The organism is Amycolatopsis rubida, assembly GCF_900115345.1.
Lineage (GTDB): Bacteria > Actinomycetota > Actinomycetes > Mycobacteriales > Pseudonocardiaceae > Amycolatopsis > Amycolatopsis rubida.
This window is the reverse complement of sequence record NZ_FOWC01000001.1, coordinates 108,996-122,384: the sequence shown is the minus strand read 5'-3', so window position 1 is coordinate 122,384 and position 13,389 is coordinate 108,996. Positions and strand designations below refer to the sequence as shown.

Sequence of the window (13,389 nt, the reverse complement as noted above, 5' to 3'; positions counted from 1 at the left end):
GTGAAGCGACTGACGAAGTTCGCCGCGGGCGGGGTGCTCACCACGGTGACCGCGCTCGTGCTGAGCGGCTGCGCGTTCAACGGCGTCTACGACGTCCCGCTTCCCGGCGGGGCCGACCTCGGCAGCCACCCGTACACGGTGAAGATCCAGTTCAAGGACGTGCTCGACCTCGTCCCGCAGTCCGGGGTGAAGGTCAACGAGGTGCCGGTCGGGCAGGTCAAAGCGATCGGGCTGACGCCGGACGGCTGGCACGCCGAGGTGACCGTCGAGGTCAACGGCGACGTCAAGCTGCCCGCCAACGCGATGGCCAACGTGAAGCAGTCGAGCCTGCTCGGCGAGAAGTACGTCGAGCTGGCCTCGCCGGGCGGCACCGAGGCGACCGGGCAGCTGGCGAACGGGGCGACCATCCCGCTCGCGCGCACCGGCCGCGACGTCCAGGTCGAAGAGGTGCTCGGCGCGCTGTCTCTGCTGCTCAACGGCGGCGGCGTGGAGCAGCTCAACACGATCACCAAGGAACTCAACAACGCCACGGCCGGCCGCGAGCCGGACATCAAGGCGCTGCTGGCCAACGCGAACGAGCTGGTCACCAACCTCGACAACCAGTCGGCCAACATCACCCGCGCGCTCGACGGCCTCAACCGGCTGTCCATGACGCTGCGGGACCAGAAGGACAAGCTGGTCGGCGCGGTCGACAACCTAGGGCCCGGGCTCGGCGTGCTGGAGCAGCAGCGCGGCCAGCTGGTGACCATGCTGAACGCGCTCAACAACCTCTCCGGCGTCGCGACCGACACGGTCAACAAGAGCAAGGCGGACCTGGTCGCCGACCTCAAGGCGCTCACGCCGACGCTGCAGAAGCTCGGCGAGGCGGGCAGCGACCTGCCGAAGGCGCTGGAGATCCTGCTGACCTATCCGTTCACCGACCAGGCCTACAACGACGTCAAGGGCGACTACTTCAACCTGTTCGCCAAGGTCGACCTGAACCTCAAGGACGTCGTCGACAACCTCGGCCGCAGCAGGCAGAACGCGCTGAACGGGCTCATCCCCGCGCCAGGACTGACCGGCGGCGTCGAGGGCACGCCGGCGAACCAGCCGCCGCCGCTGTCGTTCCCGGGCAGCCAGCCCGCGCAGCAACAGCAGCAGGCTCCGTCCTCGACCGGCGGCCAGGGCGGCGGACAGCCGGCGCAGAGTGGGCTGTCCGGCCTGTTCGGGGTGCTTTCCGGAGGTGCTGGCTGATGTTGCTGCGCAGGACGAAACTCCAGCTGGTGGCCTTCGCGATCATTTCGATCGTGGCCATCGTGTACGCGCTGATCCGCTTCGCTGGCCTCGGCACAGTGTTCGGCAGCAGCGGGTACACGGTGAAGCTTCAGCTCAACGAATCCGGCGGGATCTTCACCAACGCCGAGGTGACCTACCGCGGCTTCAACGTCGGCCGGGTCGGGCAGCTGCGGCTGACCCAGACCGGGCTCGAAGCCGACCTGAACATCGACCCGTCGGCCCCGCGCGTGCCCTCCGATCTGGACGTGGTCGTCGCCAACCGGTCCGCGGTCGGCGAGCAGTACGTGGACCTGCGGCCGAAGAACGACCAGGGTCCCTACCTCGCGGGCGGTTCGGTCATCCCGGCCGCGCGCACGACCACGCCGGTCAGCACCGACCGGCTGCTCGGCGACCTCGACTCGCTGTCGGCCTCGGTGCCGACCGATGCGCTGCGGAAGGTCGTCGACGAGTCCTATGACGCGTTCCGCGGCACCGGCGGCGACCTGCAGCAGCTGCTCGACACCGCGCGCAGCTTCACCACCACCGCCCAGCAGTACCTGCCGCAGACCGTGCAGCTGCTGCAAGCCGGCGGCAAGGTGCTGGACACGCAGAACGACGAGGCGTCGAACTTCGCGTCCTTCTCCAAGAGCCTCAACCAGCTCAGCGGGACGCTCAAGAACTCCGACGGCGACCTGCGCAAGCTGATCAGCGTCACCCCGCAGGTGGCGACCCAGATCAGCCAGGTGCTCAAGGAGACCGGGCCCGGCCTCGGCGCGCTGACCGCGAACCTGCTGACGACGGCCAACCTGACCGTGACCCGGCTGGACGGCCTCGAACAGGGCCTGGTGACCTATCCGGCACTGGCGGCCGCCGCGCCGTCGGTGGCCCCCGGCGACGGGACCGCGCACCTCGGCCTGGTGCTGAACCTGTTCAACCCGCCGTCGTGCACGAAGGGCTACCTGCCCTACAGCCAGTACCGTCCGGGTTCGGACACCTCGGCCCGGCCCGCGGACGACAAGGCCTACTGTGCCGAGCCGAAGGGGAGCCCGATCAACGTCCGGGGTTCCCAGAACGCGCCCTACAACGGCGTGCCGGTGCAGCCGTCGCAGCAGGACATCGCGGCCAACCAGAACCGGCCCGCGCAGGAGCTGCAGGAGATGCGCGACGCTCAGGTGCCGGGCGTCGTCGGCAGCCCCGGGGTGTCCCTGAACAGCATGGGCTCGCTGCTGGGACTCGGCTGACCGGGATTTGATGACTGTTACCTACTCTGGAGTGTTATGAGTGCCGAGCACGCGGTCGCCGAGGAAGAGGTGACCGCAGATACGCCCGAACCGGCGACGGCGGTGGCGGCGAAGGAAAAGTGGACGCTTCCCGGATCGCCGCGCGTCTGGCTGTTCGGGTCCGGGGCGTTCGCTCTCGCCGCGCTGGTGGTGGCGATCGTGTTCGGGATCATGTGGCTGGTCGCGGAGATGGACGGAGACCGGGGTCTCGCTTCGGCGCGCGACGACGTGCTCAAGGACGGCACCGCGGCGGTGCTGGCCTACACCCAGGTCGACTATCAGCACCTCGACGACTACTTCGCCAAGCAGAAGGACGTCTCCAGCGACGACATGGCCAAGCAGATCCAGCAGGCCCAGCCGAACTACTCGAAGGCGCTGACCGACCAGAAGGTCAAGGTCACCACCACGATCCAGGACATCGCGGTCGAGGAGCTCAACGACCACGACGGCAAGGCCAGCTTCCTGGCCGCGATCAGCACGGACACCTCGGCGGGCGGGAAGAACGCCACCAAGGCGCTGCGGCTCGAGGTCCAGATGACCCGGGTCGAGGGCAAGTGGAAGCTGTCCGGGATCGACCAAGTGCCGCTCGTCGCCGCCGGCAAGTAGCTTCACCCGCAGATCGGAGTTCCGCAGTGCCCCCCTCCCGTCGCCAGCCACCGCGCAGCAGCAGCACGCCACCGGCCCGCAGGCCGAAGGTCGCCGGGCTGCGCAAGCCGTCGGACCCGGCGGCACCGGCGGCCTCGCCCAAGCCGCGCCCCCGGCCGCGGCCGCTCCCCGACGCGGATCCGGCCGAGGTGACCCAGGAGCTGCGGATTCCCCGCGGCGGGCTGGTGCGCCCGGCCGAGGCCGAGCCGGTCGAGACCGAGCCTGCCGAGGCCGAGGTCGCGGAGACCGCGGTCGAGGAAGACACCGTCGCCGACCCCGAAGCCGAGGTCTCCGGGGTAACCAAGGAAGCCCCGGCCGAAGAGGTCGACGCGCTCACCGGCGAGACCGTAGAGGACGAGAAACCGGCCCGGCCGAGTCCGCGGCGCAAGAAGCGGGACACCGGCTCGGAGAAGCCCTCGGACGTCGAGGAAGCCGAGAACAAGGCCCGGGCGGACGAGGAGGCTGAGGTACCGGCGCAGCGGTCCGTGGTCAGCCGCAACACCGTGCGGGTCGCGCTGCTGCTGGTGGTCGGGCTGGCCCTGGTCGCCGCGGCGGTCATCTTCCAGGTCAAGGGCTCGGACGCGGCCGATTCGACGAGCAACCGCGCGGTGCTCGACGTGGCGAAGACCGCGCAGGTCAAGGACCAGGTCTCGAAGTCGATCGAGACGCTGTTCTCCTACGACTTCAACAACATCAAGAAGACCGAGGACGCGGCCAACCAGCTGCTCGCCACCGACCAGGTCAAGACGAGCTACAACGCGCTGATGGGCCAGGTCAAGAAGCTCGCGCCGGAGCAGAAGGTGGTCGTGACCTGCAAGGTCACCCGCAGTGCGGTGATCCGGCTGAACGGCGACCTCGCCAGGGTGATGCTGTTCATCGACCAGACGTCGACGCGCGCGGACACCAAGCAGACCGCCGCCGGCACGGCGCAGATGCACGTGGACGCCCAGTTGCAGGGCAACACGTGGAAGATCACCGACATGGACACGTACAAGGCCGCCGGTGCGCCTGCGCCGTCCGCGCCCGCGTCTTCCGCGCCCGCGTCGGCTCCGCCGTCGAAGTAAGCGTCTTCAGCAGATGTCACGGCCCGCTCCCGGAAGCTCCGGGGGCGGGCCGTGGTCGTGTCAGCAGGTGCCCCGCTGGGGCAGGGACCGGAAGGCCGTCCGGAGCGGCTCCTTCAGCTCGTCCGGGCTTTCCGGCGGCCCCATGGCCGCCGAGCCGCTCACGGTGAGCCGGTCCAGCAGAGCGACCGTGAGACCGTCCAGTTCGGCCCGGAGCACGGACAGGTCAGGACCGCCCTCGGGCAGGTCGCCGGGATGCGCGGTCCAGTGCGCGAAGAGCCGGCGCTGGACCTGTTTGCTCGCCAGGATCTGATCGGAGAGGAACCTGGCGGCGAGGTCCGGGTCGAGGCCGATTTCGCGGGCGAGCGTCCGTACGCGGGCCAGCTCCCGCTGCTCGCGGACCGGATCGTCGACCGGCCGCCCGGCCTCGAACTTCGCGGCGGCGACCTGCTCGCTGATCGCCAGCCTGCGCAGGACCAGTTCGGGAAGCGACGCGTCGGGTCCGGGCATCGTGCGCACCTCCGGGAGTTCGGCCCCGCCCAGTTGATCACCGGGACGCACCCGTTGCCAACCGCCGATTCCGGCGCGCGCAACCCCTGTCCGGGGGACCCGGAATCCGGGGCCGAGCTGCCCGAAGTCCCCCTGTTCCGACCACGGTGCCCCGCGTGCGACCGCTCGCGGATTGTGATCCATCCCGCGCCCGCCGCGCCGATGCGGAAACCACCGCCGAAACCGCGTTCCGGCCGCTCACCTGCACCGCTGTCCGGCCGACCTGCGCGGTGATCCCGGGGTACCCGGCGGTAACCGGGACGGCGGGCGGATCGGTCACCCTGCGCTGTCCGGGTTCGACGCTGCGCCAACCGGCGGGAGAGCCGCGCGGCATCTTGACTCCAAAGCCGCGTGGGTTCACGCTTACTGCCAACGGTCACGGCCGGGGAACGCGAACCTTGCGGGAGGGGCGCGAAAACCCGGGCGAACCGGGAGCCGGAAGGACGCAGTGAGGCTCAGGGAGACGCACTGCCCCAAGGTGACGCGATGCAGGCTGGGCCCCGTCGGGAGCGCTCCCTGGACAGACCGCGCCATCGGGGCTAGACTGCTTCTTTGCGCTGCCCTCTTTCAGGCTGCCCGGAGCCGGTAGTTAGGATAGTGGGCACACGGCACCCCTGACAGTCCGCGACAGCTGTTGCCATCGCGGCTGCTCACCGCTCATTGTCCCCGGAAGGACGCATCTTGGCAGTCTCTCCCGCGAACCAGGCCACTGCTGCGACCACCTCGGCTGAATCCCGCGCGCAGGCCACGGGAATCCCCGGAGCGCCCAAGCGGGTCTCCTTCGCGAAGATCCGCGAGCCACTCTCCACCCCCAACCTGCTTGACGTCCAGATCCAGTCGTTCCAGTGGTTCACCGGCAACGAGGCGTGGTTCGAGCGCCGCGTCAACGAAGGCGAAGAAAACCCGGTCGGCGGCCTGGAAGAGGTCCTCAACGAGATCTCGCCGATCGAGGACTTCTCGGGCTCGATGTCCCTCTCCTTCTCCGCTCCGCGCTTCGACGAGGTCAAGGCCTCGATCGAGGAGTGCAAGGACAAGGACATGACGTACGCGGCCCCGCTGTTCGTCACCGCCGAGTTCGTCAACAACAACACTGGCGAGATCAAGAGCCAGACGGTCTTCCTGGGCGACTTCCCGGTGATGACCGACAAGGGCACCTTCATCATCAACGGGACCGAGCGGGTCGTCGTGTCCCAGCTGGTGCGTTCTCCGGGTGTGTACTTCGACAGCAGTGTCGACAAGACGACCGACAAGGACGTCTTCAGCGTGCGCGTGATCCCGAGCCGCGGCGCGTGGCTCGAGTTCGACGTGGACAAGCGCGACACCGTCGGCGTCCGCATCGACCGCAAGCGCCGCCAGCCGGTCACCGTGCTGCTGAAGGCGCTGGGCTGGTCCACCGAGGCGATCCGCGAGCGCTTCTCGTTCTCCGAGACGCTGCTGGCCACCCTTGAGAAGGACCACACCGCGGGCACCGACGAGGCGCTGCTCGACATCTACCGCAAGCTGCGCCCGGGCGAACCGCCCACGAAGGAGAGCGCGCAGACGCTGCTGGAGAACCTGTTCTTCAAGCCGAAGCGCTACGACCTGGCCAAGGTCGGCCGCTACAAGGTCAACAAGAAGCTGGGCCTCGACACCCCGTACGAGACCGGCACGCTGACCGAAGAGGACATCGTCTCGGCCATCGAGTACCTGGTCCGGCTGCACGCCGGCGAGGACAAGATGACCAGCTCCGCCGGCGTCGAGGTGCCGGTCGAGACCGACGACATCGACCACTTCGGCAACCGCCGCCTGCGCACGGTCGGCGAGCTGATCCAGAACCAGATCCGGGTCGGCCTCTCCCGCACCGAGCGCGTCGTGCGCGAGCGCATGACCACCCAGGACGTCGAGGCGATCACTCCGCAGACCCTGATCAACATCCGCCCGATCGGCGCGGCGATCAAGGAGTTCTTCGGCACCTCGCAGCTGTCGCAGTTCATGGACCAGAACAACCCGCTGTCGGGCCTGACGCACAAGCGTCGCCTTTCGGCGCTGGGCCCGGGCGGTCTGTCCCGTGAGCGCGCCGGCATGGAGGTCCGCGACGTCCACCCGTCGCACTACGGCCGGATGTGCCCGATCGAGACGCCGGAAGGCCCGAACATCGGCCTGATCGGCTCGCTGTGCTCCTACGCGCGGGTCAACCCGTTCGGCTTCATCGAGACGCCCTACCGCAAGGTCGTCGAGGGCCAGGTCACCGACCAGGTCGACTACCTGACCGCGGACGAGGAGGACCGTTACGTCAAGGCGCAGGCCAACGCGCCGCTGACCGACGACAGCCACTTCGTCGAGGCCAAGGTCCTCGGCCGCCGCAAGGGCGGCGAGGTCGAGCTGATCGACCCGCTCGAGATCGACTACATGGACGTGTCGCCGCGGCAGATGGTCTCCGTCGCCACCGCGATGATCCCGTTCCTGGAGCACGACGACGCGAACCGCGCGCTGATGGGCGCGAACATGCAGCGGCAGGCTGTTCCGCTGCTGCGCAACCAGGCCCCGTACGTGGGCACCGGCGTGGAGCTGCGCGCCGCGGTCGACGCCGGGGACGTCCTGGTCGCCGAGCAGGCCGGCGTGGTCGAGGAGCTGTCCGCGGACATCATCACGATCATGCACGACGACGGCACGCGCAAGAGCTACGGACTGTACAAGTTCCGCCGCTCCAACCACGGCACGTGCTTCAACCACCGGCCGATCGTCAACGAGGGCGACCGGGTCGAGCAGGGCCAGGTCATCGCCGACGGCCCGTCCACCGAGAACGGTGAGATGGCGCTCGGCAAGAACCTCCTCGTCGCGGTCATGCCGTGGGAGGGGCACAACTACGAGGACGCGATCATCCTCTCCGAGCGCCTGGTGCAGGACGACGTGCTGACGTCGATCCACATCGAGGAGCACGAGATCGACGCCCGCGACACCAAGCTGGGCGCCGAGGAGATCACCCGGGACATCCCGAACGTCTCCGAGGAGGTGCTGGCCGACCTCGACGAGCGCGGCATCATCCGGATCGGTGCCGAGGTCCGCGACGGCGACATCCTGGTCGGCAAGGTCACGCCGAAGGGCGAGACCGAGCTGACCCCGGAGGAACGCCTGCTCCGCGCGATCTTCGGCGAGAAGGCGCGCGAGGTCCGCGACACCTCGCTGAAGGTGCCGCACGGCGAGACCGGCAAGGTCATCGGCATCCGGGTGTTCTCCCGCGAGGACGACGACGAGCTGCCCCCGGGCGTCAACGAGCTGGTCCGCGTCTACGTGGCCCAGAAGCGCAAGATCCAGCCGGGCGACAAGCTCGCCGGCCGGCACGGCAACAAGGGTGTCATCGGCAAGATCCTGCCGGTCGAGGACATGCCGTTCATGGAGGACGGCACCCCGGTCGACATCATCCTGAACACCCACGGTGTGCCGCGACGGATGAACATCGGCCAGATCCTCGAACTGCACCTCGGCTGGCTGGCCTCGCAGGGCTGGACGATCGAGGGCGACCCGGACTGGGCGAAGAACCTGTCGCAGGAGCTCTACGACGTCGCGCCGAACACGAACACCGCGACCCCGGTGTTCGACGGTGCGAAGGAGGAGGAGCTCACCGGTCTGCTGGGTGCGACCAAGCCGAACCGCGACGGCGAGCGCATGGTCAAGGAGAACGGCAAGGCCACGCTGTTCGACGGCCGCTCCGGCGAGCCGTACCCGTACCCGGTGTCGGTCGGCTACATGTACATCCTGAAGCTGCACCACCTGGTCGACGACAAGATCCACGCCCGCTCCACCGGCCCGTACTCGATGATCACCCAGCAGCCGCTGGGCGGTAAGGCGCAGTTCGGCGGCCAGCGCTTCGGCGAGATGGAGTGCTGGGCGATGCAGGCCTACGGCGCGGCTTACACGCTGCAGGAACTGCTCACGATCAAGTCGGACGACGTGGTCGGCCGCGTCAAGGTGTACGAGGCGATCGTGAAGGGGGAGAACATCCCCGAGCCGGGCATCCCGGAGTCGTTCAAGGTGCTCCTCAAGGAGCTCCAGTCGCTGTGCCTCAACGTCGAGGTGCTCTCCAGCGACGGCGCGGCGATCGAGATGCGCGACTCCGACGACGAGGACCTCGAGCGCGCAGCGGCGAACCTCGGCATCAACCTGTCCCGCAACGAGTCGCCCTCGGTGGACGACGTCGTGCACTAAGTCCGGAGCGAGCGGGGACCTGCCTCCCGTGGGTCCCCGCCCCGCCTCCGACCCCTCTTAGTCGAAACAACCCCAAGGGGATTCAGACTTGCTGGACGTCAACTTCTTCGACGAGCTTCGCATTGGCCTCGCCACCGCCGACGACATCCGTCAGTGGTCCTTCGGCGAGGTCAAGAAGCCGGAGACCATCAACTACCGCACGCTCAAGCCGGAGAAGGACGGGCTCTTCTGCGAGAAGATCTTCGGTCCGACCCGGGACTGGGAGTGCTACTGCGGCAAGTACAAGCGCGTCCGGTTCAAGGGCATCATCTGCGAGCGCTGCGGCGTCGAGGTCACTCGCGCCAAGGTGCGCCGTGAGCGGATGGGCCACATCGAGCTGGCCGCGCCGGTCACCCACATCTGGTATTTCAAGGGCGTTCCGTCGCGCCTTGGCTACCTGCTGGACCTGGCGCCGAAGGACCTCGAGAAGATCATCTACTTCGCGGCCTACGTGATCACCGGCGTGAACACCGAGCTGCGGCACAACGACCTGCCGACGCTGGAGAACGAGATCGGCGTCGAGCGCAAGAACCTGGAGACGAAGCGCGACTCCGACATCGAGGCCCGCGCGCAGAAGCTGGAAGCCGACCTGGCCGAGCTGGAGGCGGAGGGCGCGAAGTCCGACGTGCGCCGCAAGGTCAAGGAGGGCGGCGAGCGCGAGATGCGCCAGCTGCGCGACCGCGCCGGCCGCGAGCTGGACCGGCTTGAGGAGGTCTGGACGACCTTCACGAAGCTTGAGCCGCGTCAGCTGATCGCCGACGAACTGCTCTACCGCGAGCTGATCGACCGGTACGGCGAGTACTTCACCGGCGGCATGGGCGCGGAGGCGATCCAGAAGCTGGCGACCGAGTTCGACGTCGCCGCGGAGGCCGACAGCCTGCGCGACACCATCCGCAACGGCAAGGGGCAGAAGAAGCTCCGCGCGCTGAAGCGGCTCAAGGTCGTCGCCGCGTTCCAGGCGACCGGCAACGACCCGCGCGGCATGGTGCTCGACGCCGTCCCGGTCATCCCGCCGGACCTGCGCCCGATGGTGCAGCTCGACGGTGGCCGCTTCGCCACCTCGGACCTGAACGACCTGTACCGCCGCGTGATCAACCGGAACAACCGGCTCAAGCGGCTGATCGACCTCGGCGCGCCCGAGATCATCGTCAACAACGAGAAGCGGATGCTGCAGGAGGCCGTCGACGCGCTGTTCGACAACGGCCGCCGCGGGCGTCCGGTCACCGGCCCGGGCAACCGGCCGCTGAAGTCGCTGTCCGACCTGCTGAAGGGCAAGCAGGGCCGGTTCCGGCAGAACCTGCTGGGCAAGCGCGTCGACTACTCGGGTCGTTCGGTCATCATCGTCGGTCCGCAGCTGAAGCTGCACCAGTGCGGTCTGCCGAAGGACATGGCGCTTGAGCTGTTCAAGCCGTTCGTCATGAAGCGGCTGGTCGACCTGAACCACGCGCAGAACATCAAGTCCGCCAAGCGGATGGTGGAGCGGTCGCGGCCGCAGGTGTGGGACGTGCTCGAAGAGGTCATCACCGGCCACCCGGTGATGCTGAACCGCGCACCGACCCTGCACCGGCTGGGCATCCAGGCCTTCGAACCGCAGCTGGTCGAGGGCAAGGCCATCCAGCTGCACCCGCTGGTCTGCGAAGCGTTCAACGCGGACTTCGACGGCGACCAGATGGCGGTGCACCTGCCGCTGTCGGCCGAGGCGCAGGCCGAGGCCCGGATCCTGATGCTGTCGGCGAACAACATCCTGTCGCCGGCCTCGGGCCGTCCGCTCGCCATGCCGCGACTGGACATGGTCACCGGTCTGTTCCACCTGACCCGGCTGAACGAGAACGCCGAGGGCGCGGGCAACGCGTACTCCTCGCCCGCCGAGGCGATCATGGCGTTCGACCTCAAGGCGCTGAGCCTGCACGCCCCGGTCAAGATCCGTGTCACCGACCGTCAGCCGGCGAAGGCCGACGAGGCGCGGCTCGCGGAGGCGGGCTGGGAGCCGGGCAAGGCGTGGCTGGCCGAGACCACCCTGGGCCGCGTGCTGTTCAACGACCTGCTGCCGGCGGACTACCCGTTCATCAACGAGCCGATGCCGAAGAAGCGGCAGGCGGCCATCGTGAACGATCTCGCCGAGCGGTACTCGATGACGCAGGTCGCGCAGACGCTGGACAAGCTCAAGGACGCCGGTTTCTACTGGGCGACCCGCTCGGGCGTCACGGTCGCGATCTCGGACGTGCTGACCCCGGTCGGCAAGAAGGCCATTCTCGACGAGTACGAGGGCAAGGCCGACCAGGTCGAGAAGCGCTACCAGCGCGGTCAGCTGTCCCACGCCGAGCGCAACAACGAGCTCGTCAAGGTGTGGACGCAGGCGACCGAAGAGGTCCACAAGATCATGGAGACGGCGCTGCCGGACGACAACCCGATCGCCATGATCGTGAAGTCGGGCGCGGCGGGCAACATGACCCAGGTCCGTTCGCTGGCCGGCATGCGTGGTCTGGTGTCGAACCCGAAGGGCGAGTACATCCCGCGTCCGATCAAGGCGAACTTCCGTGAGGGCCTGTCGGTGGCGGAGTACTTCATCGCCACGCACGGCGCCCGGAAGGGGCTGGCGGACACGGCGCTGCGTACCGCGGACTCGGGTTACCTGACCCGTCGTCTGGTGGACGTTTCGCAGGACGTCATCGTCCGCGAGGTCGACTGCGGCACCACGCGCGGCATCATGATGCCGATCGGCGAGGACCTCGGCGACGGCAAGGTCGTGCGCGACCAGCACGTCGAGACGTCGGTGTACGCGCGGAACCTCGCGACGGACGCGGTGGACGCCAAGGGCAACGTCGTGCTGAACGCGGGCGACGACATCGGCGACCCGGCGCTGGACAAGCTGATCTCCAGCGGCATCACCAAGGTGAAGGTCCGCTCGGTGCTGACGTGTGAGTCGGCGGTCGGGGTGTGCGCGACCTGCTACGGCCGTTCGATGGCGACGGGCGAGCTCGTCGACGTCGGCGAGGCCGTCGGCATCGTCGCCGCCCAGTCGATCGGTGAGCCGGGCACGCAGCTGACGATGCGTACCTTCCACCAGGGTGGTGTCGCCGGTGACGACATCACGACCGGTCTGCCCCGGGTCACCGAGCTTTTCGAGGCTCGGGTGCCGAAGGGCAAGGCTCCGATCGCGGACGTCGACGGCCGCGTGCGGATCGAGGAGAGCGAGCGGTTCTGGAAGATCACCCTGATCCCGGACGACGGGTCGGAGGAGATCGTCTTCGACAAGCTGTCCAAGCGGCAGCGGCTCGCGAATACCCCGAGCGGCCCGCTGGGCGACGGCGACCACGTTGCGGTCGGCCAGCAGCTGCTTGAGGGCACGCCGGACCCGCACGAGGTCCTGCGCGTCATGGGCCCGCGCGAAGCGCAGATGCACCTCACCGACGAGGTCCAGAAGGTGTACCGGGCGCAGGGTGTGTCGATCCACGACAAGCACATCGAGGTCATCGTGCGGCAGATGCTGCGCCGCGTGACGATCATCGACTCCGGTGCCACGGACTTCCTGCCGGGCGAGCTGCCCGAGCGGACGAAGTTCGAGGCGACGAACCGGGCCGCGGTCGCCGAGGGCGGCGAGCCGGCCTCGGGCCGTCCGGTGCTGATGGGCATCACGAAGGCGTCGCTGACCACGGACTCGTGGCTGTCGGCGGCCTCGTTCCAGGAGACCACGCGAGTCCTGACCGACGCGGCCATCAACGGCCGCTCGGACAAGCTCGTGGGCCTCAAGGAGAACGTCATCATCGGTAAGCTCATCCCGGCCGGTACGGGCATCAACAAGTACCGGAACATCCAGGTGCAGCCGACCGAGGAGGCGCGGGTCGCGGCGTACGCGATCCCGTCCTACGACGACGGTTACTACACCCCGGACGTGTTCGGTTCGGGCACCGGCGCCGCGGTTCCGCTGGACGACTACGACTTCGGTCGCGACTTCCGCTGATCCGCTCCGCTTCGACGAAACGCCTCCGGCTTCGGCCGGGGGCGTTTCGCTGTGCGGGGGTCAGACTGCGGCGAGGACGTCGATCCGCTCCAGGAATTCGGCGATCAGGTCGATGCTGGCCAACAGGGTTTCCGGGGCGAGCTTTTCCCGATATACGGCCATAGCACCAGGCGCGGTCGAGACCGATGAGGTCCGGCAACTGGTCACGATTGCCGAGCAGCCAGTCCACGGTGTCCGGGGTGGCCGCCCGGGCGGCGAACTGCGGTCGCTGGTGAACCCGTTTCGGGCAGCGGACATTCGTCCCAGCGGCCGACCAGGCACCTCGGCGTCAAACGCTTCGTATCGGGCTTTCAGCCCACTCCTGGTTCGCCCGTAGATCCGACCCTCACGGCTCGGATACGCCTTGGCGATCCTC

At 68.4% G+C, this 13,389-nt stretch carries 7 protein-coding genes; 6 read left to right on the top strand and 1 reads right to left on the bottom strand.

All coding sequences use genetic code 11. The annotated features are described in order from the left end of the window. Genes BM362_RS00630 through BM362_RS00615 form a run of 4 tightly spaced genes read left to right on the top strand, consistent with a single transcriptional unit; the run spans position 1 to position 4,243 of the window. Entirely contained in the window at positions 1-1,233 is a 1,233-nt protein-coding gene (locus BM362_RS00630; protein ID WP_198545391.1) for an MCE family protein, read from the top strand. Then, on the top strand, positions 1,233-2,495 hold the full coding sequence (locus BM362_RS00625) for an MCE family protein (RefSeq protein WP_067583625.1): 1,263 nt from the start codon (positions 1,233-1,235) through the stop codon (positions 2,493-2,495). The genes BM362_RS00630 and BM362_RS00625 overlap by 1 nt, the downstream gene beginning before the upstream one ends. 36 nt (positions 2,496-2,531) lie before the next feature. Beyond that, a complete protein-coding gene (locus tag BM362_RS00620; protein ID WP_244287004.1) occupies positions 2,532-3,140 on the top strand; it encodes a hypothetical protein in 609 nt (202 codons plus the stop codon). A gap of 26 nt (positions 3,141-3,166) precedes the next feature. Further along, on the top strand, positions 3,167-4,243 hold the full coding sequence (locus tag BM362_RS00615; protein ID WP_244287003.1) for a hypothetical protein: 1,077 nt from the start codon (positions 3,167-3,169) through the stop codon (positions 4,241-4,243). A 60-nt stretch (positions 4,244-4,303) separates the two neighbouring features. Here the strand turns inward: BM362_RS00615 and aroQ are convergent, their stop codons facing one another. Beyond that, positions 4,304-4,750, bottom strand: a complete 447-nt coding sequence (gene aroQ / locus BM362_RS00610) for a gamma subclass chorismate mutase AroQ (RefSeq protein WP_093572678.1) — start codon at positions 4,748-4,750, stop codon at positions 4,304-4,306. 720 nt (positions 4,751-5,470) lie between these two features. On the opposite strand from aroQ, the gene rpoB reads away from it, so the two are divergent. Further along, entirely contained in the window at positions 5,471-8,974 is a 3,504-nt protein-coding gene (rpoB, locus tag BM362_RS00605; RefSeq protein ID WP_067583631.1) for a DNA-directed RNA polymerase subunit beta, read from the top strand. Between the two features lie 88 nt (positions 8,975-9,062). Beyond that, positions 9,063-12,974, top strand: coding sequence for a DNA-directed RNA polymerase subunit beta' (locus tag BM362_RS00600; protein ID WP_067583634.1), 3,912 nt, complete (start codon positions 9,063-9,065; stop codon positions 12,972-12,974). Positions 12,975-13,389 lie beyond the last annotated feature (415 nt).

Coding starts and splice junctions, on each gene's coding strand:
- BM362_RS00625 (WP_067583625.1), top strand. CDS start 1,233: ATGTTGCTGCGCAGGACGAAACTCCAGCTGGTGGCCTTCGCGATCATT.
- BM362_RS00620 (WP_244287004.1), top strand. CDS start 2,532: ATGAGTGCCGAGCACGCGGTCGCCGAGGAAGAGGTGACCGCAGATACG.
- aroQ (WP_093572678.1), bottom strand. CDS start 4,750: ATGCCCGGACCCGACGCGTCGCTTCCCGAACTGGTCCTGCGCAGGCTG.